Genomic DNA, 23,829 nt, shown 5'->3' with positions numbered 1-23,829 from the left:
AGGGTGGTAGCGCGAGTATATCCTCGTCCCTATATTTTTAGGGACGGGGATTTGTTTTATAAAAAAACAGGAGGAATGAAAATGAGCAAAGGAAAATTTTATTTAACGACACCAATATATTATCCTAGTGGAAGACTTCATATAGGACATACCTATACAACAGTAGCAGCTGACGTGTTAGCTAGATTTAAAAGATTTACAGGCTACGATGTAAAATTTTTAACAGGTACAGATGAGCACGGAGAAAAAATACAAGAAGCTGCTCAAAAGGCAGGAGTAACTCCAAAGGAGTACTTAGACAAAATAGTAGACGAGATTAAAGATTTATGGAGCAGAATGGATATTTCCTACGATACCTTTATACGTACTACTGACGAAGAACACAAGCAAAGAGTACAAAATATTTTCCAAAAATTATACGATAAAGGAGATATTTACAAAAGCGAATATGAAGGCTGGTACTGTACACCTTGCGAGTCTTTTTGGACAGAAACACAATTAAACGAAGGTCATGTATGTCCAGACTGTAATCGTCCAGCACATCTAGCAAAGGAAGAAGCATACTTTTTTAAACTATCAAAGTATCAAGATAGATTAATTAAATACTTTGAAGAACATCCAGAAATTTGCTATCCAGAGTCTAGAAAAAATGAAATGGTAAATAACTTTTTAAAGCCAGGGCTAGAAGACCTTTGTGTATCTCGTACTAGTTTTGATTGGGGTATACCAGTACCATTCGACCAAAAACATATAATATATGTATGGTTTGATGCAGTATGTAACTATATTACTGCACTTGGATATGGGTCAGAAAATGAAGAAATGTTTAACAAATATTGGCCCGCTGATGTTCATTTAGTAGGTAAAGAAATAATTAGATTCCATACAATCATTTGGCCAGCAATACTTATGGCCCTAGAAGTTCCACTACCTAAAATGGTATATGGACATGGCTGGATATTATTTGGTGCTGATAAAATGTCAAAATCAAAAGGAAATATAGTCTATCCAGAGCCACTAATAGAGCGTTATGGATTAGATGCTATTAAATACTTCCTTTTAAGAGAGTTTACTTTTGGGCAAGATGGTAATTACACTAATAGAAACTTTATTAGTCGTTTAAACTCTGACCTTGCAAATGATCTAGGAAATCTTGTAAGCAGAACTATATCTATGATTGAAAAATATAATGGTGGAATTATTCCAGAGGCTAAAGAAGCAGGTGAATTCGACCAAGATTTAAAATCTATTGCAACAGGTGCTGCTAGCAAAGTAGAAGAAGCAATTAATAAGCTACAGTTTCATGATGGGTTAGAGGAAATCTGGAAGGTAGTTCGTAGAACAAATAAATATATAGATGAAACCTCACCTTGGGTACTTGCAAAGGATGACGCTAATAAAGAAAGATTAAATACAGTACTTTATAATCTAGCAGACTCTATTAGAATTATTTCTGTATTAATAAAGCCATTCATGGAGTCTACTACTATTAAAATTTGGACACAGCTAGGAATTGATGAAGGACAAGGAACTCAGTGGGAGGATACATTTAACTTTGGCAAAACTCCAACTGGCATAAATGTAAGAAAAGGGGATGCTTTATTCCCAAGACTAGATATAGATAAGGAAATAGAGGAATTAAAAAATATTAATGCTACTTACCTTGAAAAAATAAGTGGAGTTCAAGAAGAAGAAGTTATTATCGAGCCAAAAGAACAAATAACTATCGATGACTTCGATAAGGTAGAGCTTAGAGTAGCGAAGGTACTAGAAGCAGAAAAACACCCTAAGGCAGATAGACTTTTAGTATTGCAGTTACAGGTAGGCAATGAAAGAAGACAGGTAGTATCAGGTATAGCTGCCCATTATAAATCAGAGGAGTTGGTTGGAAAAACAGTTATGCTAGTGGCTAACTTAAAACCTGTAAAGCTCCGTGGTATAGAATCCCACGGCATGATACTTGCTGCATCTAACGATGAAAAGCTAGTATTGGGTACAGTGGATAAGGACATTGCCAGTGGTACTGCTATTAGCTAAGGAGGAAAAAACATGGTTTTTGATAGTCATGCCCATTTGGACGATGAACGTTTCGATAAGGACAGAGATAGCATTATAACTAGGGCTAAGGAAAGTGGAATACAATATATACTTAACCCTGGAGCAGACTTAAATACTTCAATAAGGGCAGTTAATTTAGCTCAAAAACATAGTATGATATACGCAGCTGTAGGGGTACATCCTCATGACGTAAAGGATATGGATGAAGATACTATAGAGGTACTTAAAGCTCTAAGTAATAAAGAAAAGGTGGTTGCTATAGGAGAAATCGGTTTAGATTTCTATTATGATCATTCCCCAAGAGATGAGCAAAGAAAGTGGTTTAGAAGACAAATAGAACTTGCTAAGGAAGTTAATCTTCCTATAATTATCCATGATAGAGATGCTCACGAAGAAACCTTTAACATTTTAAAGGAATATGATGTAGGTAGTCTTGGCTGTGTAATGCATTGCTATGCTAGTAGTGTAGAAATGGCAAGAGAATATATAAAAATGGGTGTCTATATTTCGTTAGCAGGACCAGTTACATTTAATAATGCTAGAAAAACATATGATGTAGCTAGAGAAATTCCACTAGAATGGCTTCTAGTAGAAACTGATAGTCCGTATTTAACACCTACACCACATCGTGGGAAAAGAAACGAACCGGCCTACGTAAAGCTTGTTGCAGAAAAAATAGCAGAGGCGAAGGGAATATCTTTTGAGGAAGTAGCGCACCAAACTACATTAAATGCTAAAAAATTGTTCCGTATTGATTAATAATAGTATTATAAAGAGTCGCAGACTATCCCCTACAAAAGCTATAATTGTAGGTCGATAGTCGCGACTCTTTAATTTTAAAAATACTATTTACCAATTTTTCTAAATTTTGTGATATAATTCTGAAAAGGCTTTTAATTGCTAGTCTTAAAACTACATAAAGATATTCGGGGGTATCAGGATGAATAAAAAAAGTGGATACAGTCAAATATTTGTTAAGGATATTGAAAATGGGATGGTTATAGCCAAAGATATCTTAGGTTCAAATGGGGAAATTTTATTGGCAGAAGGATTTAAAATTAACGAGGCATTTAAAATTAAAAGATCACTTAATCAACATAACGTCTTATTTGTAAGCATTATAAGGGAAGAAACTGAACAGGTTAAAAAAGAGAGGCTCCAGACAAAAGAGAAAGTTCAAATTTCGACAAGTGATATAAATAGTCAAATGCTTACTAAATCTATCAATGAGTTTAATGATAATAAAATGGTATTGAAGGAGTCCTTCAATAAATTTGTTAAAGGACAAAAGATAGAACAACAGGAAATTGAAAAAGGAATCAGTGATACACTAAAGCTTTTTAAAGGGAATATAAATGTTTTCCAACTAATGCAAAGTGTAAAGCATTTAGACGATATTACCTACTCTCACTGTCACAATGTTGCACTTGTAAGCTACTCCATTGGGCAATGGTTAGATTTAAATGAAAACGATTTACAGGAATTAGTTTTAAGCGGCATGCTAATTGATATTGGTAAAATTCAAGTTGATGATAAATTGTTGAATAAAGAAGGAAAACTTACTAATGATGAATTCTTAGAGCTAAAAAAGCATTCTATTTTTAGTCATGAAATAATTAAAGGATATGAATTTATTAGCGATAGGGTTAAAAAGGCTGTATTACTTCATCATGAAAGAATGGATGGTAGTGGATATCCCCTAGGACTTAAGGACAATAAGATTCCATTATTCGCCAGAATAGTTGCTATAGCTGATGTGTACAATGCATTAATTTCTGACAGACCTTATCGTGATAAGAAGACTCCATTTGAAGCTATTAGAATATTAGAAACAGAATATATGGATAAATTAGATGCTAATATTTTATATTTATTTCTGCGTCGAGTGGCTTCAAATTATATAGGTCAAGGAGTAATACTTAACAATGGCGATAAGGGAGAAATAGTTTTTATTCCAAAACAGAACTTATTTCGTCCTATTATTAAATTGAAAAATGAAGAACAGATTTTAGATTTAGGTCATAATCAATATGAATATCTTGATGTAGTAGAGTTTTGTTAAATAAAAAATATTTTTAAAAAGATCAGAAATTTAACTGATCTTTTTTTATTCTCTAAGAAAGTACAAGTAAATATGTTGACAAAAATTATAAAATAGACATATAATAATAGTGTACTAGGATGCTAGTGCACTATTTCGATATAGCGAGGTGAAATAAATGGAATTCGATAATTCTAAGCCAATTTATTTACAGATCATAGATTATATTAAAAAACAGTTAATTAGAGGAGAACTTAATATAGGTGATAAAATTCTTTCTCAAAGAGAGTTTGCACAACAATTAAAGGTTAATCCGAATACAGTACAGAGAGCATATAGGGAGATGGAAAGTATGAATTTAGTAGAAACCATAAGGGGCCAAGGAACTTTTATTTGTAATAGACCAGATATGTTAGATGAAATTAAGGAAGAAATGGCAGAAAATATCATGCGGAGCTTTTTTCATGAAATAGAGTCCTTAGGATATAAGGATGAAAAGTTACTAGATTTAGTTAGCAAATGGCAAAAAAGATTAAAGGAGGAGAAATAATGATTGAGTTTAAAGGAGTATCTAAACAGTTTGGTAACACTAAAGCCTTGGATAATATATCAGTAAATTATTCTAAAGGGAAAATTATTGGACTTTTTGGACCTAATGGTTCCGGGAAGTCTACGACTTTAAAAATGATTGCATCTTTAAATAAGCCTGATAGTGGAGAGATACTTATATTTGGAAGAAAACCATCTAAAGAGACTAGGGAAATAGTATCTTATTTACCAGAGATTGATTATATATACCCTTGGATGACTATTAGAGACGCAGCAAATTTTATGAGTGGGTTTTACGGAGATTGGGATGAGGCAAAATACAAAGAACTAATTGAATTTTTAAAGCTAGAGCCTGATATGGTTATAAAGAAAATATCTAAAGGAATGCGAGCAAAGGTTAAACTATTGCTTTGCTTCTCAAGAAATGCAGAGGTTGTACTATTAGATGAACCCCTATCAGGGATCGATATATTAACTCGTGATAAGATTATCGAAACTATTATTAGGGACTATAGGGTTGGTGAGCAGACAATTATTATTTCTACTCATGAAATTCAAGAAATTGAAAGCTTAGTAGACGATGCAGTGTTTATTGGAAGTGGAAGAGTGATTCTTCAAGGTGAAGCAGAGAAGCTAAGAAATGAAAATGGTTTGTCCCTAGTAGAATTAATGAAGGAGGTCTATCGCAATGAAAATTTCTAATGGAAAAAAGCTAGCTACACTTTATAAAAAGGATTTAGCGGCGACAAAATTTGAAACTTTATTGATTATGGGTTTTATTTTAGTAGGAAATCTATTTCTATATTATAAAGCTAAAACATCCTGGCCTATAGAGGTATCCTTAGTTTTCAGTGTGTTGATATTAGGTTTTGTACCTCTATCCACGTTTTTTAGAGCCTTTAGCTTTATTAGAAGTGAATGGAAGGAAAATACGGTCTATTTTATGATGTCTCTACCTACTACAGGTAACGTTATTTTCCTTTCCAAGCTATTAGCCCTATTAACACAGTTTTTCCTACTTGGAGCTATTGCGCTAATATTTACCGGCACTTTTGTATTTATGCATTCACAGTTTCAACATATTTGGGTAGCCATAAAAGATATTAGTACCACTCCTGAAATAGTATGGGAGATGGGTAAAGTAGGTATTCTTCTTTTATTAGGCTTTGGGTTAGCGATTATTATAGCATTTTTAAGTGCAGTTATAGGAAAATTATTTAAGAAGTTTTCAGGATTAATTACCTTTGTCGCATTTATAGCTATAAATTATGGAACGAGTACGATAATAGCTAAATTACTTGAATTAGTAAACACACCTAGATTCAATCCGTATGTGCAAAAAGGAATGATGATTGATGGTGCCAATGTTACTTGGCAACTTACACCAGGCGTTGGCTTATCAGGCGTTGACTTTTCGATTATTTCAATTTTACTCATAGGAGCATCTGTACTATTATTTTTAGCAACTACAGCTATATACGATCGAAAAGTTGAGCTTTAAAGACTTTCGGCAGCTTCTTTTAAAGAGGCTGCTTTTTAAATTCAAGATGTTTTTATTAAAACCCATTCTACAGAAAGTGCATATATAAATATAAATAGAAATATACTTTCCTATGGATTATAAAAGAAGGAGGGTATTTATGAAAAAAGTAAAAGAAATTACTTTAGTAGCATTAATTTTAATACTAATGCTATCTGGTTTTGTCAATGCGCAGCAACCACAGAAAATGACTAGAGTTAATTTTGTAAAAGAGCTTATTAAATTAATGAATGTAGAAATAGACCAGGGCTCGGAGCCACCTTTTAAGGATATAACAAAAAAGGAGGATATACCCTATTTAGCAGCTGCCTTCAATAAAAAAATTATATCTGGGGATAGAGGAAAATTTAATGCAGAAGAATTTGTTACTAAGGAGCAGGCAGTAGTTATGCTGGTTAGAGCACTAGGTGTACTTAATATTAATCAGGATGAAGCTAGTAAAGCAGAAATCAACTTTTTAGATGCTAATAAAATTTCAGACTGGGCAAGACCATATGTTACTTATGCTGTTAAATATGGACTGATAGATGATAGTCAAGGAAAATTCGAGCCACAAAAAGTAGTTACTAAGCCAGAGATTGTGGAAATGCTAAATAAGTTTAAAGAAGCCTTTGTAAGAGAAGGGCTAACAGCGGCACAAATTCTTGAGTTGGCTGATAATAAGTTAAAAGGCTATGATACATACAAGTTTAAAGGGTCAATAGGTATGACACAAAATGTTAAATTGCCTACTGGAGAAGAGGAATTGACTGTTACCAAAATAGAACAAGACGGAATCTTTGAAGCACCAGGGACGGTATATACAATCTCTAAAAATACCACAAATATAGAAGGACAACTAATAGAAGAAGTATCTGAAGTATACATGAAGGATAGAGTTATGTATATTCACATAGGACAAAACCAAGGGTGGATAAAAGTGGACTTAAATACTATGATTATGCAGGTAGGTTCTATAACAGGAATTAGAAATACACAGGAAGGTTTACCACAGTTTTCTAAGGAACAATTAGAAGCAGTTGGAATGTACGCGAGATATGGTCATGATGTAGAAATTGATGGAGAAAAATATTATGTTATTAAGGTTGATTTAGACTCAAGGGCTTTTATGGAAATGTACAATAAAGCAATGGATGAAACATTTAAATATATGTTTGAAGGTGAAATGTGGGAGGAAACTAGGAAAACACAAGGATTTCCAGAGGGCATGGAGGAAGAAACCTTCAAAGCTATAGTAAGATCGACAGCAGAACAGGTATTGAAAAACACAGATATTAAAATGATGCAAGAATATTACATCCATAGGGAGAATAAACATTATAGTAAGCTTATAGTTAAGCAGCTGATTAATATAAACTTTATGGAAGTTGAAACAAAGGTTAATATAGATGGGCAATACAAATATTATGGGTTTGGAGAAAATGTTGTTTTTCCAGAAATAAGTTAAAATTTCATAATTAAAGCAAAAAGCAGGTTAATCTGCTTTTTCATTTTTAATATGTAATTTTTGATTTTTATTCATATAATGAAGAATAAAGCAATAAGAATATTAAATTAGTATTGTGGAAATAATCTAAGTGTCCATTGATTACTGACATTACAAGCATGTAGCAGATAATGTTGACAAAAACAAAAACATAGAATAAAATGAGTAAATGTTTCATCCTTAATTTAAAAATGAACAGGAGGAAGTTTTATGCAAAGTCACCTGAGCAGCAATAAGATTTTTAGTAAAAAAACTCTTATTGTAGCTGTCGTAGTATCACTATTGTTATTGGGGGTAGCCTTTTTCGGGCTTCAAAATACAATTGTGATTGCACATGATGGACAGGAAATTCAGGTTTCAACTCTAGCGAGTACAGTGGAAGATGTTCTGCGTAAACAAAACATTGTAATTGAAAAAGGGGATAAAGTTATTCCAAATTTAAATGAAAAAATAAAGGATGGAACAAAGATAGTTATTCATAGAGCTTTTGAAATAAAGCTTATTGATGGAACAGTTGAAAAGAATGTACTTACCGCAGAAAATAACGTAGAAGACTTAATTGACTCACTTAATATACAACTTCAGGAAGAAGATAGAATCGAACCAATGCTAGAGGAGCCTATTCGAGAGGGAGATGTGGTTACAATAACCAGAGTTACCCGAGAGGTAGTAGTTGAAACTCAAGAGTTACCTTTTCAAACAGTCTTTAAAAACAATAAGGACCTAGAGAAAGGAAAAACTCAAAAAGTTCAAGAAGGTAAAAAAGGATTACGAGAAGTAAAGCTTGAAGTTCTTTATGAAAATGGAGTAGAAGTTGCTAAGAAAATTGTTGAGGAAAATGTAGTTGAAGGTGCTGTTAATGAAATTATTGAAAAAGGAACAGCGACCTTATTAGCAACCTCCAGGGGAGATACAAGGAAATATAGTGAAATGTTAACTATGACAGCTACTGCTTATCATGCTGGATACAGTAGTACAGGAAAAAATCCTGGCGATAAATATTATGGTCTAACCGCAAGCGGTACTAAGGTGAGACCAGGAGTAGTAGCTGTAGATCCTAAAGTTATTCCTTTAGGTACAAAGCTGTATATAGAATCCACTGATGGAACCTCTCATTATGGCCTTGCTAGTGCAGAAGATACTGGTGGTGCTATAAAAGGAAACAAAGTTGATCTTTTCTTCGAAACCCCCCAAGAAGTAAAAAGATTTGGTAGAAGAAAAGTAAAAGTATATGTACTAGAATAGGTCAGAGGATTCTCTGACCTGTTTTATTATGCAAATTTCATGTATAATAATATAATATATTCAAATAAAGGAGAATGTCATGATAAGAGAAATAATTGTTGTAGAAGGAAAAGATGACGTAGCAGCTATTAAGAGAGCTACAGATGCAGAAATTATTACAACAGGAGGATTTGCACTACAAAGCCATGTTATAGATCGGATAAAGACAGCGGCTAAAAGAAGAGGAGTAATTATTTTTACAGATCCCGATTTCGCAGGTGAAAAAATAAGAGGTATTATATCTTCTAAAGTACCTGGATGTAAACATGCTTTCCTGCCTAAGGAGCAAGCCTTAAAAAATGGAGATATTGGAATTGAAAATGCCACACCAGAAAATATTATGTTAGCTTTAAAAAAAGCTAGAAGTGAATCTATAGAGAAGACTAATGAATTTACTCAAAATGACTTATTGTTTAATGGCTTAATTGGTTTTGATGGTGCTGCATATCGTAGGGACGAATTAGGGAAAATACTAGGAATTGGATATGGAAACGCTAAGCAATTCTTAAGCAGACTTAATAACTATGGTGTTACCCGTGAAGAGTTTACAGAAGCGATAAAAAAATTAGAAGAGTAGGGGTAAAATATGGATAGAATATCATCACCAAAGAAAACCAAGGAAATAGTGCAAAAATATGGATTTAAATTTTCTAAAAGCCTAGGACAAAACTTTTTAATAGATCAAAACATATTGGATAATATTGTAGATGGTTCTAATATTTCAAAAGATGATTATGTTATTGAAGTTGGGCCAGGAATAGGCAGTCTTACTCAAAATATAGCAGAAAAATCTAAGTCAGTAGTTGCTATCGAAATTGATAAAACTCTAATTCCTATTTTAAATGATACATTAAAAGATTATTCTAATGTGGAAGTAATAAATGAAGATGTTTTAAAGCTTGATTTACATAAATTGATTAATGAAAAATTTAAAGGGAACAGGGTTAAAGTAATTGCTAATTTGCCATACTATGTAACTACACCTATTATTATGAAGTTTTTAGAGGAAAGGGTTCCTGTTCAGTCTCTAACCATAATGATCCAGAAAGAAGTTGCAGATCGTATGCAGGCAAAACCAGGTACAAAGGATTATGGAGCTTTATCTATTGCGGTGCAATATTACTGTAATCCTAAAATATTGTTAAAGGTACCTCCATCAGTATTTATTCCTCAACCCAAGGTAGAGTCTACCGTTATCAAACTAGATATACTAGAGAGGCCTAAGGTCCATGTTGAAAATGAAGACTTGTTTTTTGCATTAGTAAAGGATGCTTTTGGAAAAAGAAGAAAAACTTTATTAAATGCTTTAAGCACAGGGAATCTCAAGCTAAATAAAGATTTACTAAAAGACGTATTATTCTCAAGTGGAATAGATGAAAATCGTAGAGGAGAAACCTTGACTATTGAAGAATACGGTCTGTTAGCTAACAACTTGGCAAAAATATTATAATAATTGTAAATTATTTACCCTTCTATACATATATTAATTATAGAGACCTAAAAGTATTCTATAGAAGAGGGAGGTAAATAAGGTGAAAAGACGATATAGACGATATTTCGTTATGCTAGAGGTAGAAGATAAGAGCTCTGGTACTGTTAAAAATGAAGGACCAAAGGGTTATGCAAAGATAGAAGTTAAAAATGATGAAGGTACTTTAGCTATTTATTGTCAAAACTTAAAGACCGGGAATAACGGCGACAGATATCGATGGTATTTAATTAATACGAAGAAAGAAGGAGAACCTGCTATAGTAGAAGTGGGTCCTATGGAAGTAGATGAGAAAGGAAAGGGAGAAGTAGTTTGGGAGTTTAATGCAGAGAACGTAAGGGGATCTATGGAAGAGATAGACAACTTTAATGTTTTAATATTAGCAGTACAAAATAAGGATGATAAAGGAAACTTATTTATACCCTTAGTAGGTTATATAGATAAAGAAAAACCAACAGCTTGGAGATATGCATTAGAAAAACACTTATACATCCCATCAAAAAAAGAGAAAGAGATAGACTCAAAAATAGCATCTCCTAAACCTCAAGAAGAGCCAGCTATTCCTGAAAAACTCCATGAACATATTGAAACTGATAAAGAATACATACCTATTAAAGATGACATAAAAGAAATAATAGACGAAAATATAGAAGATCAAATCGAAGAAACCCAATCAATTAAAGATGAGGTTGAAAATAAAAGTCAATCTGTTGAAGAACAGATTGAAGGGGAAATTTTAAAAGAAACTGAAGAAAAAGTAGTAGAACAAAACGATATATTTGTTGAAGAAGAGATTGAAAGAGAAAGTTCAGAAGAAACTGAAGAAAAAGTAATAGAACAAAACGATATGTTTGCTGAAGAACAGATTGAAAGAAGGGTTTTGAAAGAAATTGAGGAAGAAGTGGTAGAACAAAACAATATATTCGTTGAAGAAGAGGGTAATACTCTATTGGAAGACGAAATAAACAGTGAGGAATCTTACGGAGTTCAAATGCAAGGCTATATTGAAAATGCACTAAAGGATTTCCCAAAGGTTAATCCGTTTGTTAACAATCTGGAGGGCTACATTTGGTGGCAAATTCCTTATAATCACCAAACAATATATAGATCATATATGCCATTTATTTTATATGTAGATAGTGTGAGGGGACCTATAAATTATTATGCTTCTAAAATGATGCAAACCATTTATTTGCATCAACATCATATATTTGGCATACTATATGAAGAAAACAGTGTAGCTAAATATTATGCTTATGGTATACCAGGCAGAAGACTATCTTCAGAACAACCCTATGAAGGAGCTACAGGTTTTACTTATTGGCATCCCTGTGATCCTGGGCCACAGGATATTAATTCTCACGGCTATTGGATATTACTCATCGATCCTAAAAACGGAAAGGTAATTGAAAATTAAAAATTATAAAACCCCATCTCGGGGTTTTATTTTTGTCTATTTTATCCATAATACAATTCCACTAATAATTAATAGAGCGATTACTGCCGCACAAATATAAACATGTCTTTTTTTGAATACTAAAAAACGCATTGTTTCACCCCTTATAAACATAGTACTTCCCTAGTAATAATATATTTGTCTTTAAAAGGCTTTATGCCATGTAATTATGTAATGCTTAATTTCGAAAATATTGTTCAATAGATTTAAAATAATATACAAACCTCAGTATTTTAAATATTACAAATACAACAATTTATTCCAACTTACGAACAATTATAGATTTTCTTCTAATAATATGGTATACTCAATTATGCATTTTCTTACCCTTCACTTTAGGGTGTATATTTTGGACTTATAGGATGACAATTATGAGAGAAGGAGGAGTTAGGATGGTTAAACAGGAAAAAAAGAAAAAAGGACTATTTAATAAATTTTTAGATGGAATCGAGTATGTAGGTAATAAACTACCTCATCCAGTTAGCTTATTTGCTATTTTTGCTGTAGTTGTTGTTATTGTTTCAGCACTAGCTGCAAAGGCAGGAGTTCATGTAAATTTTGAAAAATTTGTAGATGGAGAGCTTGTTAAAGAAACTGTACATGCAGTAAGCTTATTAACACCTGACGGAATAAGAAAAATATTTACAAGTGCAGTAACTAACTTTACAAGCTTTGCACCACTAGGAACAGTACTAGTCGCAATGCTTGGTGTAGGGGTTGCAGAAGGTAGTGGACTTATAGGTGCTATGCTTAGAAAATTAGTTTTAAGTACACCAGCAAGATTAATTACAGCTGTAGTTGTATTTGCAGGTATTATGTCTAACGTTGCATCAGATGCAGGATACGTTGTATTAGTACCATTAGGTGCAGTAATATTTGCGAGTTATGGGCGTCATCCATTAGCAGGTCTTGCAGCAGCATTTGCAGGGGTATCTGGTGGATTTAGTGCTAACTTAATTTTCGGTTCAACTGATGCTTTATTATCAGGATTAACTCAGCCGGCAGCACAAATGATAGACCCTAGCTACACGGTTGATATTGCTGCTAACTGGTATTTCTTAGCTGCATCTACTGTTCTTATTACTATAGTAGGTACATTAGTTACAGAAAAAATTGTTGAGCCAAGACTTGGCGAATATAAAGGAAAATCATCAAAGACTATTGATGTTGATAGAGTAAGTGCAGAAGAATCTAGAGGATTAAAATTTGCATTAATTGGATTAATTGCTTTTATAGCAGTTATTGCAGCTTTAGTAGCACCTGCAAATGGTATTTTAAGAAATCCTGAAACAGGATCTATTATAAAAGAGTCAGCATTTATGGGTGGTATCGTTCCAATTATTGCTTTAATGTTCTTAATTCCAGGGGTAGCATATGGTATTGGAGCTGGAACTATTAAAGGAGATAAAGATATTGCAAACTTTGCAGCTAAATCAATGTCTTCTATGGGATCATATATCGTTCTTGCTTTTGTATCTGCACAATTCGTAACATATTTCACATGGTCAAACCTAGGTACTATCCTAGCTGTTAACGGAGCAGAATTCCTAAAAGCAGTAGGACTTACAGGTTTACCACTAATGTTTGGATTTATTTTAGTAGCAGCATTTATTAACCTATTTGTTGGAAGTGCTTCAGCAAAATGGGCTATTATGGCACCAATATTTGTTCCTATGTTTATGAGACTTGGATACTCTCCAGAGCTTACTCAAGTTGCATATAGAATTGGTGACTCTACAACAAATATTATTTCGCCATTAATGTCATACTTTGCTATAGTTATTGCATTTGCTCAAAGCTATGATGAAGATACAGGAATTGGTACACTTATTTCTACAATGCTACCATTCTCAATGGTGTTCTTATTAAGCTGGGCACTATTCTTTGCAGCATGGTTCCTATTAGGATTACCATTAGGACCAGGAGCAGGTCTATTCTATTAATATTTTAAAACATTGATATTCAGGATGATAAAGGCTGTCACTTTGAACATAGTCTCTTATCATTCTGATTTTTTTATTATTTTGATGTAATTATTCTAATGTTTAAACCAAAATGATATTATGATAAAATAAAGGATATAATATATAAAGCATAAATATTCTGTAAATAATATTAAAGGAGGAATTACATATGGTTAATCAAGATCGTGTAGTAAACGAATTTTTAGAGCTAGTTCAAATCGATAGCCACTCTGGTAAAGAAGGAGCAGTTGCTAAGGTACTTGTTAAAAAGCTAGAAGAAATGGGACTAGAAGTAATTATAGATGATGCAGGCGAAAAAGCAGGTGGAGAAACAGGTAATGTAATTGGTAAGCTAAAAGGAACTAAAAATGGTCCTACTATTCTATTTAGCTCTCATATGGATACAGTTACACCTGGAGAAGGTATAAAGCCAATTATAAAAGATGGAGTAATATATAGTGATGGTACTACAATTTTAGGTGGAGACGATAAAGCTGGAATTGCTGCCATATTAGAAGGAATTAAATTAGTAAAAGAAAATAATATAGAACATTCAGATGTTGAAGTTGTTTTTAGTATTTGGGAAGAAGGCGGTTTATTTGGTGCTAAGTACCTTGATACTAGCAAAATAAGTGCTGAATATGGTTTTGTACTAGATAGTGGTGGAGCCCCTGGAGAAATTATAGTAACAGGCCCTGCACAAGACAAGGTAAATGCTAAAATTATCGGGAAGCCTGCACATGCAGGGGTTGCTCCAGAAGAAGGAGTTAGTGCTATTATGATTGCTGCAAGAGCAATTGATAATATGAAACTTCTAAGAATAGATGAAGAAACAACAGCTAATATTGGGACTATTTCAGGTGGTATAGCTACCAATATAGTTGCACCAGAAGTTACTATTAAAGCAGAAGCAAGAAGTATAAATGAAGAAAAGCTTAATGCTCAAACTGCACATATGGTAGAAGTATTTGAAAATGCAGCTAAAGACCTTGGTGGTAAAGTAGAAATGGATGTAGAAAGAATGTATCCAGCCTTTAACATAGATCCAGAAGATGAAATAGTTAAAAAAGCACAAGAAGTATTCGGCAGAATGGGAATAGAAAGCCATACAGCAGCTACAGGTGGTGGAAGTGATACAAATATTTTAAATGGTTATGGAATTAAAGCTGTTAACCTTGGAGTAGGCATGACAAAGGTTCATACATTAGAAGAGCATCTACATATTAAAGATTTGGTAAATACTTCAAAAATGGTATCAGAGTTAATTAAAATATTTGGCGAATAATTCGGTCATCGGATAATACACATAAGACAAGGGTATCCTAATTCATATTAGGGTATTCTTTTTTGTTTAAGTAGATATAAAAAAATTATTGCATGTTTATTAAAAATAATGTTTAATGAATCTATTGTATTTTTATAATTTTTGAAAGGGGTGCAAATGTGTCTTATTTAAATCAAAACAAAACACCACTATTTACGGCATTAAAAGAACATCATAAAAACAATGTAATTCCCTTTGATGTACCTGGACATAAACATGGAAGGGGTTTAAAGGAGTTTACTGATTATGTAGGAAATATAGTAATGGAGTTAGATGTCAACTCTATGAAATGCTTAGATAACATTTGTAACCCCATTGGAGTAATTAAAGAGGCTGAGGAGCTAGCTGCCTATGCCTATGGATCGGATAAAGCCTTCTTTTTAGTAAATGGGACAACTTCGGGGGTGCAGGCAATGATTATGAGTGCATGTCAACCAGGAGATAAAATAATTTTACCTAGAAATGCGCACAAATCCGCAGTTTCGGGATTAATATTAAGTGGAGCTATACCAATATATATACAACCCGAAATCAACAGTGATCTTGGTATTGCCATGGGTGTTACAGTAGAGAGTGTAGAAGAAACCATTGGAAGACATCCAGATGCCAAAGCAGTATTTTTAATTAATCCAACCTATTACGGGGCCACATCAAATATAAAAGATATTGTAAGAGTAGCTCATAGAAATGCTATGGCAGTATTAGTAGACGAGGCACATGGAGCCCATATGAGCTTTCACGAGAATTTTCCTATGAGCGCTATGGAAGCTGGTGCAGATATGAGTGCTATTAGCACCCATAAAACAGGAGGGTCATTAACTCAAAGTTCTCTTCTTTTACTAAGGGAAGGAATTATAGATCCTTTTATTGTTAAGAAAAATCTATCTCTTATGCAAACAACTAGTGCTTCTTACTTGCTTATGGCTAGCATAGATGTAGCAAGAAAACAATTAGCTGTAGAAGGGACTAAACTTCTTCAAAAGGTTTTAGATTTGACTAGGGATGCTAGAAGTAGAATAAATAAAATAGAAGGACTATATGCCTTTGGTACAGAACTTATAGGGACACAGGGAGTACATTCTTTTGACGAAAGTAAACTAGGAGTAAATGTACGAAAGTTAGGACTAACTGGCTTCGAAGTTTACGACATATTAATAGACGAATACAACATACAAGTAGAACTTGCAGATTATTATAATATATTAGCTATAGTTAGCTTAGGAGACCATAAGGAGCAATTAGACGCACTAGTAGAAGCCTTAGTAGATATAGCAGAAAAATATAAAACAGATGAAGAAATTAAAGTAGTTAATAGTTTTCTAGAAAATCCAGATGTAATAGTTTCTCCAAGGGATGCTTTTTATAGCAATAAAAAGGCAATAAAGTTTGAAGATGCAGAAGGGGAAATTAGTGGGGAGTCTATTATGGCCTATCCTCCAGGAATACCTATAGTATCTCCGGGTGAAAGGATATCAAAGGATATTATCGAGCATATTATGCTTTTAAAGGAAGAAGAAAGTCTGCTTCAAGGAACAGAAGATCCTTATGCTGAATATATAAGGGTTTTAGGATTAGGAAGTAAAAGATAGAAAAATATACCCCATTGTTCCTCTTTGGAACATGGGGTATATTTTTGTGTAATAAATTGTGCATTCGGGGATTTTTATTACAATGTAACGAAAGAGTTAAGGTTTCCGCTTTCAAAGGAAACTCGTAGTTTACTTGTGGATTATTTTATCGAAATTTGCTATAATATAAAAATATTGAATTTATAATTATGAAATACAGTTATTATACGATATAAGACTAGGATGAGGAAGTGAATGATGTGAAGACATTTTGGAAGGTATTTATAGTTGCATTTCTTTCCTTTGTTATGGTGTTTAGCGGAGTTGTTTGGTCATTTAATAAGTTTATGAGGGAAGATGAGTCAGACAATTTACCTGTAGTTGTTACTGACGACGGAAATGATGAATTAGATGGAGAAAATGGAGAGATGGATGAGCTTCTAAGATTAGCTAAAAACAGTAAAAGGATAAACTTCATTGTTTTAGGACTAGAAGGTCCAAGAAGTGATATGATGATGTTTATGTCCTTTGACCCTGATAAGAAAAGTCTGGATGGAATTTCCATACCTAGAGATACTTATTTAGTAAGAGAAGGATATCCTAGATCAGATCAGAAAAAAATAAACGCCGCCTATGGTGCCCATGGTGCTAAAGGAGTAAAAACCGTAATAAGTAGTTTGCTTCATGACGTGCCGGTAGATTACTATGTAACACTTACCTATAAAGGAGTAGGGGCTATAGTTGACTCCATAGGTGGTGTACCAGTATATATACCTAAGGTAATGAAATATGACGACCCTTACGATGACCCGCCTCTTCACATTTATTTTGAGCCGGGAAATCACGTATTAAACGGTAAAAAGAGCATAGAATTTTTACGTTACCGTAAGCCTAACCAAGGTAGCGGAGCATTAGATAGAAATGGAGATGTAGGAAGAATACAGGCTCAGCAAGAATTTATGAAATCGGCAATGAAAAAGGTATTAGGGCCTAAGCTACCTAATGCGGTAACCACTGCTTTTAAGCATGTAAAAACAGATATGCCTCTACAAGACGCTATGAAATACGCAACAAGTGCTGTAGGGCTTAAAATGGACAATGTAAATATAAGCGTACTTCCAGGAGAGGCCGAATATAAAGGAGGAGTATCCTACTTCTTCCATGATTCAAAGGCATTAAAGGATCTTTTAATTCAAATTTATTCTGGAGAAAGTACAACAGAAACCAGTAATGAATAGATGGAATGCAAATAAACCTTTCTCATGGCTTAAATAATATGAAAAAAAGAGTAGAAAATATTTTCTACTCTTTTTCTATCCATTTAGGGTGGATGGATAGGGGGAGTGGGGTTATGTATTTATAAATTACCCTCACATATTATGCCTAAACATAAATATTAATGGTTCTCAAAATTAATTATAAATTCTCCTATACGATATACATCCCCAGCACCCATAGTTAATACTAAATCATCAGATTCAATATTTTCATAAATATATTTAGATATTTCTTCAAAATTCTTCATATAACGAATATCTCCACTAGGGTTAAATTCCTTAATCATATTTACTAAAACTTCACTGCTTATCTCACCATTATCAATTTCCCGTGCAGCATAGATATCAGTTATTATTACATGATCAGCATCTTTAAATGAAGAAGCAAAATCATTTAATAGAGCCTTTGTACGGCTAAAGGTATGGGGCTGAAAAACACACCATATATTGCGGTGTGGATAGTTTTGTGCCGCTTCTAAGGTAGCTCTAATTTCAGCAGGATGATGAGCGTAATCATCTACAATTTTGCATCCTTTAACCTCTCCTAAAATATCAAAACGCCTATGTATTCCCTTAAACTTTTTAATATGGGTTTCTATATTAGAAGGCTCTACCCCAAGTATATACGCTGTAGCAATTGAAGCCAAAGCATTATATACGTTATGCTTTCCTGGAATATTTAGCTCAAAAGTACCAATGTTTTTTCCATCAAACTCTACTCTAAATATTGGATAACCTTCCTTAGTAAATAAAATATCCTTAGCTACAAAATTGCTATTGTTGTTAATGCCATATGTAATTACGTTGCATTCAACATGAGGGAGTATTTCTTTTACATTTTCATCGTCTTCATTAGCCACTAGAAAGCCTTCCTTAGGAATTAAGTTGGTAAATTTTCTAAAGGCTTCTTTAATATGGTCTATATCTTTAAAATAATCTAAATGATCTTCATCAATATTTAAAATGATACCAATAGAGGGAAAGAATTTTAAAAAACTTTCAACATATTCACAGGCTTCTGTAATAAAATGCTGACTCTCACCAATTTTAATATTGCCACCAATTTCATCTAGTTCTCCACCCACAAGTATAGTTGGGTCCAAGTTGGAATATTCCATAATTAGAGAGATTAGAGATGTAGTTGTAGTTTTACCATGACTTCCAGCTACAGCAATAGCCTTATTGTAGTTTTTCATTATATGGCCTAGCATTTCCGCCCTATCAATTTGAGGAATATCTAATTCCTTTGCTTTTATACGTTCTGGATTATCTTCCTTTACTGCAGCTGTATATACTATTAAATCTGGGTTTTGTATATTATCCTTATTATGCCCAATGAAAATCTGAGCTCCATGCTTCCTTAACTTAGTTAATATTTTAGAATCATTCATATCAGAGCCGGAAACTCTATATCCTTGATTTAGCAGGACTTCAGCTATAGCGCTCATGCTAATGCCACCAATTCCAATTAAATGTATATGCTGATCTAGTTTTTGGTTTATATCAAACGCAATCACAATTGTCACTCCCTTTATATGAGGTTATTTGTTATTCTTTCCAAATAAGTGGTTTTCTATTAGTTCATATTAGTAAGTATATGTATGTAGATATGTATTTTTTCCTATAATGCAGTAGGAAAGTAAAAAAAACTCATCAATATATATTTGTTAGCTATGGACCAAAGTCGGCATTTAGAATTTTTATTAAAGACTTTGTTATAATAAATATAAAACTCTATTAAGTATAATAACATAAAAAATAGGATGAATGTACTAAATTTAGCAATATACTATATACTATTTTTTAACTTAAATAAGAAAATATAAATTCTGTAATTATTGAAGGGATTTTTTTCTTGAATTTACCATATGAAAATAATAAAATGAATAATAGTATATAACATTCGGACTAGGAGGAAATATAATGGGAAAATTGAAAAGAAACGAACGAATTGCAGCTATAGTAAAAATTTTAAGTGATAATCCCAATAGAACATTTACATTAAGTTATTTTAGTGACCTTTTTCAATCAGCAAAGTCAACTATTAGTGAAGATATAGTAGTAACAAAACAGGCAATGGAAAAAGCAAATTTGGCAAAGATCGAAACTATGACAGGTGCTGCTGGTGGAGTTAAACTTATTCCTATAACTACGGCTCATCAAAATAAAGAGATTTTAGGAGAGATATGCAGTAGGTTAAAAGATAAGGATAGAATTTTACCTGGGGGATTTTTATATATGATAGATGTACTTTATTCTCCACATATAATCCATAGTGTAGGAGAGGTTTTTGCTAGTCAATTTGATTATAAGGACGTAGACTATATAGTTACTGTAGAAACAAAGGGAATACCTATAGCCCTTATGGTAGCTAAAGCAATGAACTTGCCACTTATTATTTTGCGACGTGAAAATAAAGTAACAGAAGGATCTACTGTTAGTATAAACTATGTTTCTGGTTCCTCTGGAAAAATTCAGAGGATGTCTCTTTCAAGACGAGCTATTAAACCGGGTTCTAAGGTTATTATTATTGATGATTTTATGAAAGCAGGTGGAACAGCAAAAGGAATGATTGATATGATGAAGGAATTTGATGCTGAGGTTGTAGGTACTGGAGTACTAATAGCAACTAAAGAACCAGAAAAAAAGATTGTTAACGATTACATACCTTTGCTTATTTTAGAAGAAGTAAAGGAAGAGGATGGACAAATAAATATTTATCCAAATGAAAGTCTTCTTAATTTAATATAATAATTCTAGAAAAATAGATTAAGTCAAAAAAAATTCTGAAAATTTCCGATATAAAGAAGGAAAATGAAAAAATATGGAGAATAGATTTAGAAAGTTAGATAAGTCAAGTTTCTAACCCGTATATTAAAAGTGGGAAAATGTACGATTGTTGAAGTTGACAAAAACATAAAGGGGTGAAGGATATATGCAAGTTACAGATGTGAGAATACGTAAAGTAACAGCAGAAGGGAAAATGAAGGCTATAGTATCAGTAACCTTTGATGATGAATTTGTTGTTCATGATATTAAAATCATTGAAGGGCAAAATGGATTATTTATTGCAATGCCTAGTCGAAAAATGGGAGAGGGAGATTTTAGAGATATAGCCCACCCAATAAATTCAATCACTAGAAATAGAATTCAAGACGCTATTTTTTCCGAATATGAAAAAATGAGTGATTCAGAAGAAACAGACAACCAATAATACTATAAGTGCAGGGAGGCAAATAAGCCTCCTTTTTGTTATATAAAAATCCTATATACAACAAAAAACAGGAAAAGACAAAAAAGGGGTTCATTATTTATTGAAAATGTAATAAACTATTAAAGGGTATAGAAGGATATAATATATATAAATTGTTTTTATTCAATAGATATCGAGGTGAAAATAAATATGAAGCTAAAAGCGATTATTTTAGCAGCAGGAGCAGGTACAAGGATGAAGTCCAAATTACCAAAGGTACTTCACAAAGTTTGCGGACAGACTATGCTTGGACATGTAATAGATGTGGCAGGCAACTCTAATGCAAAAGAATGTATCGCCGTTATAGGTCATGGAGCGGATAAAGTAAAAGAAAGTCTTTCACCAGAAGTAAAAACTGTTCTTCAAGAAGAACAACTAGGAACGGGTCATGCTGTTATGATGGCATACAATCATATCGAAGAAGGAACCATTTTAGTGCTGTACGGAGATGGACCTTTAATTACAGAGGATACTCTAAATTCTCTTATGGACTACCATAGAGATGGTGACTACAAAGCTACAGTACTTACAACAGATTTACCAGACCCTAAGGGCTATGGAAGAATCATTCGGGATGTAGAGGGGCAATTAGAGAAGATAGTAGAGGAAAAAGATACTACAGAAGAAGAAAAGTCCATAATGGAGATTAACTCAGGTATTTATTGCTTCGATGGGAAGCTATTAAAAGAAGCTCTGCCACAGCTTAAAAATGATAATGCTCAGAAAGAGTACTATTTAACAGATGTATTATCAATTATCCGTGATATGGGCTTTAAGGTAGGAGTCTATAAAACTGATAAATACGAGGACATTATGGCAATTAACTCTCGAGAGCAATTGGCAGAAGTAGAAGCTATAATGAGAAAGAGAATAGCTAAAAAGCATATGATTAATGGTGTAACTATCATTAACCCAGAGAACACCTATATAGAAAAAACAGTTATTATAGGAGCGGATACCATTATATATCCTGGGGCAGCATTAACAGGGAATACTGTAATAGGAGAAGATTGTATTATTGGACAAAATAGTCGTATAGAAAATACAACTATTGGTAGTGGGGTAGAAGTACAAAGTTCCACAATTATCGAGAGCAAGATAGATGATTATACAACTATAGGTCCCTATGCCTATTTAAGACCAAACAGTAATATAGGCAAACATGTAAAAATTGGAGACTTTGTAGAAGTTAAAAATTCAACTATTGGGGATGGTTCTAAGGCATCTCATTTAGCGTATATTGGAGATGCAGATGTAGGTAAAAATGTTAATATTGGATGTGGTGTTGTTTTTGTTAATTATGATGGCAAAAATAAGCATAGATCCATAGTAGAGGACAATGCATTTGTAGGTAGCAATGCAAATCTAGTTGCGCCAGTAATTGTGAGGGAAAATGGCTATGTGGCATGTGGCTCTACTATTACTAAAGAAGTGCCAAAAGGATCCTTAGCAGTAGCAAGAGGACGTCAAGAAAACAAAGAAGGCTGGGTTGAGAGAAAAGGATTACTTAAAAAATAAGCTAAGCCTGTATATAACTAAGGAGGAAAGTTTGAGATGAATATGAGTGGAAGTGAAGTTAAAATCTTTACTGGTAATGCTAATCCAGAATTAGCACAGAAAATTGCAGATTCAATAGGTTTACCTCTAGGAAAGGCAACAGTATCAACCTTTAGTGACGGAGAAATTTCTGTAAACATAGAGGAGACAGTAAGAGGTACAGATGTTTTTGTAGTTCAACCAACAAATCCACCAGTAAATGATAACTTAATGGAGTTATTAATTTTAATAGATGCATTTAAAAGAGCATCTGCAGGAAGAGTAACGGCTGTGCTTCCTTATTATGGTTATGCAAGACAAGACCGTAAGGCGAAGGCTAGAGATCCAATTACTGCAAAGCTAGTAGCGGATATACTAACATCAGCAGGAGCAGATAGGATTTTAACTATGGATTTACATGCTGCTCAAATCCAAGGATACTTTGACATTCCTGTAGACCATCTTTTAGGTGTGCCAATATTAGCGAAGTACTTCCAAGAAAAAGAAATTAAAGATCTTGTTGTTGTTTCACCAGATTTAGGTAGTGTAACAAGAGCTAGAAACTTTGCAAACCTCTTAGATGCACCAATTGCTATTATCGATAAAAGAAGACCACAGGCAAACGTAGCAGAAGTAATGAACATTATTGGAGATATAGAAGGTAAAAATGTAATTTTAATTGATGATATGATTGATACTGCTGGTACAATCACACAGGGAGCAAATGCTCTAAAAGAGTTTGGAGCTAAGGAAGTATACGCTTGCTGTACTCATCCTGTATTATCAGGACCAGCCATAGAAAGAATTCAAAACTCTGTAATTAAAGAGCTTATTATTACAGATACTATTCCTCTACCAGATGAAAAGAAAATCGACAAAATTAAAATTAAATCTGTTGCACCAGTATTTGGAGAAGCAATTCAAAGAATTTACAAAAACATTTCTGTAAGCAAATTATTTGATTAATTTTAGTTATAGACAGCCCTAGGCTGTCTATAATTTTA

Annotated in this window: 20 protein-coding genes and 1 other annotated feature (1 of these 21 running past the window's edge); of the genes, 19 read left to right on the top strand and 1 reads right to left on the bottom strand. The window is 33.1% G+C overall.

Features of this window, described 5'->3' with window-relative positions; genetic code table 11:
* Positions 1-34: a binding site (T-box leader), on the top strand (it extends 216 nt beyond the left edge of the window).
* A gap of 47 nt (positions 35-81) precedes the next feature.
* From metG to HYG84_RS04295, 15 genes are all read left to right on the top strand, one after another.
* Positions 82-2,037, top strand: coding sequence for a methionine--tRNA ligase (metG, locus tag HYG84_RS04365; RefSeq protein ID WP_249168710.1), 1,956 nt, complete (start codon positions 82-84; stop codon positions 2,035-2,037).
* Between the two features lie 12 nt (positions 2,038-2,049).
* The gene (locus tag HYG84_RS04360) at positions 2,050-2,817 is read left to right on the top strand and encodes a TatD family hydrolase (RefSeq protein ID WP_212380911.1); all 768 of its coding nucleotides are present in this window, start codon (positions 2,050-2,052) and stop codon (positions 2,815-2,817) included.
* 181 nt (positions 2,818-2,998) lie between these two features.
* A complete protein-coding gene (locus tag HYG84_RS04355) occupies positions 2,999-4,120 on the top strand; it encodes an HD-GYP domain-containing protein (RefSeq protein WP_212380910.1) in 1,122 nt (373 codons plus the stop codon).
* A gap of 157 nt (positions 4,121-4,277) precedes the next feature.
* The gene (locus tag HYG84_RS04350; protein WP_212380909.1) at positions 4,278-4,649 is read left to right on the top strand and encodes a GntR family transcriptional regulator; all 372 of its coding nucleotides are present in this window, start codon (positions 4,278-4,280) and stop codon (positions 4,647-4,649) included.
* Entirely contained in the window at positions 4,649-5,350 is a 702-nt protein-coding gene (locus tag HYG84_RS04345) for an ABC transporter ATP-binding protein (protein ID WP_212380908.1), read from the top strand. The genes HYG84_RS04350 and HYG84_RS04345 overlap by 1 nt, the downstream gene beginning before the upstream one ends.
* Positions 5,337-6,149: a hypothetical protein gene (locus tag HYG84_RS04340; protein ID WP_212380907.1), complete on the top strand. Its 813-nt coding sequence runs from the start codon at positions 5,337-5,339 to the stop codon at positions 6,147-6,149. Before HYG84_RS04345 ends, HYG84_RS04340 begins: the two co-directional genes overlap by 14 nt.
* Before the next feature lie 139 nt (positions 6,150-6,288).
* Positions 6,289-7,635: an S-layer homology domain-containing protein gene (locus HYG84_RS04335; protein WP_212380906.1), complete on the top strand. Its 1,347-nt coding sequence runs from the start codon at positions 6,289-6,291 to the stop codon at positions 7,633-7,635.
* Positions 7,636-7,884: 249 nt separating this feature from the next.
* Positions 7,885-8,919, top strand: coding sequence for a 3D domain-containing protein (locus HYG84_RS04330; RefSeq protein ID WP_212380905.1), 1,035 nt, complete (start codon positions 7,885-7,887; stop codon positions 8,917-8,919).
* A gap of 79 nt (positions 8,920-8,998) precedes the next feature.
* Positions 8,999-9,535, top strand: a complete 537-nt coding sequence (rnmV, locus tag HYG84_RS04325) for a ribonuclease M5 (RefSeq protein WP_212380904.1) — start codon at positions 8,999-9,001, stop codon at positions 9,533-9,535.
* A 9-nt stretch (positions 9,536-9,544) separates the two neighbouring features.
* A complete protein-coding gene (rsmA, locus tag HYG84_RS04320; RefSeq protein WP_212380903.1) occupies positions 9,545-10,408 on the top strand; it encodes a 16S rRNA (adenine(1518)-N(6)/adenine(1519)-N(6))-dimethyltransferase RsmA in 864 nt (287 codons plus the stop codon).
* 82 nt (positions 10,409-10,490) lie between these two features.
* The gene (locus HYG84_RS04315; RefSeq protein ID WP_212380902.1) at positions 10,491-11,864 is read left to right on the top strand and encodes a hypothetical protein; all 1,374 of its coding nucleotides are present in this window, start codon (positions 10,491-10,493) and stop codon (positions 11,862-11,864) included.
* 431 nt (positions 11,865-12,295) lie between these two features.
* Complete coding sequence (locus HYG84_RS04310; RefSeq protein ID WP_212380901.1) at positions 12,296-13,846, top strand: AbgT family transporter; 1,551 nt, start codon at positions 12,296-12,298, stop codon at positions 13,844-13,846.
* A 190-nt stretch (positions 13,847-14,036) separates the two neighbouring features.
* The gene (locus tag HYG84_RS04305) at positions 14,037-15,152 is read left to right on the top strand and encodes a M20/M25/M40 family metallo-hydrolase (RefSeq protein ID WP_212380900.1); all 1,116 of its coding nucleotides are present in this window, start codon (positions 14,037-14,039) and stop codon (positions 15,150-15,152) included.
* A gap of 158 nt (positions 15,153-15,310) precedes the next feature.
* Positions 15,311-16,780, top strand: coding sequence for an aminotransferase class I/II-fold pyridoxal phosphate-dependent enzyme (locus HYG84_RS04300; protein ID WP_212380899.1), 1,470 nt, complete (start codon positions 15,311-15,313; stop codon positions 16,778-16,780).
* A gap of 239 nt (positions 16,781-17,019) precedes the next feature.
* Complete coding sequence (locus tag HYG84_RS04295) at positions 17,020-17,997, top strand: LCP family protein (RefSeq protein ID WP_212380898.1); 978 nt, start codon at positions 17,020-17,022, stop codon at positions 17,995-17,997.
* A 158-nt stretch (positions 17,998-18,155) separates the two neighbouring features.
* On the opposite strand, the gene murC is transcribed toward HYG84_RS04295, so the two are convergent.
* On the bottom strand, positions 18,156-19,553 hold the full coding sequence (murC, locus tag HYG84_RS04290; RefSeq protein ID WP_212380897.1) for a UDP-N-acetylmuramate--L-alanine ligase: 1,398 nt from the start codon (positions 19,551-19,553) through the stop codon (positions 18,156-18,158).
* Positions 19,554-19,959: 406 nt separating this feature from the next.
* Here murC and purR point away from each other — a divergent pair, with 406 nt between their 5' ends.
* The 4 genes from purR (at position 19,960) to HYG84_RS04270 (ending at position 23,791) form a co-directional block, all read left to right on the top strand.
* Positions 19,960-20,787 carry a pur operon repressor gene (purR, locus tag HYG84_RS04285; protein ID WP_212380896.1) on the top strand — a complete coding sequence of 276 codons (828 nt, stop codon included), beginning with the start codon at positions 19,960-19,962 and terminating at the stop codon, positions 20,785-20,787.
* A gap of 184 nt (positions 20,788-20,971) precedes the next feature.
* Positions 20,972-21,250: a septation regulator SpoVG gene (gene spoVG / locus HYG84_RS04280; RefSeq protein ID WP_212380895.1), complete on the top strand. Its 279-nt coding sequence runs from the start codon at positions 20,972-20,974 to the stop codon at positions 21,248-21,250.
* Positions 21,251-21,439: 189 nt separating this feature from the next.
* A complete protein-coding gene (gene glmU, locus HYG84_RS04275) occupies positions 21,440-22,807 on the top strand; it encodes a bifunctional UDP-N-acetylglucosamine diphosphorylase/glucosamine-1-phosphate N-acetyltransferase GlmU (RefSeq protein WP_212380894.1) in 1,368 nt (455 codons plus the stop codon).
* A 36-nt stretch (positions 22,808-22,843) separates the two neighbouring features.
* On the top strand, positions 22,844-23,791 hold the full coding sequence (locus HYG84_RS04270) for a ribose-phosphate diphosphokinase (protein ID WP_212380893.1): 948 nt from the start codon (positions 22,844-22,846) through the stop codon (positions 23,789-23,791).
* The last annotated feature ends 38 nt before the right edge of the window (positions 23,792-23,829 follow it).

Origin of the sequence: Alkaliphilus sp. B6464, from assembly GCF_018141165.1 — a bacterium.
In the GTDB taxonomy this organism is placed as follows: Bacteria; Bacillota; Clostridia; order Peptostreptococcales; family Natronincolaceae; genus Alkaliphilus_B.
Note: the sequence above shows the minus strand (reverse complement) of the source record. Positions and strands in the feature narration are given on the sequence as shown.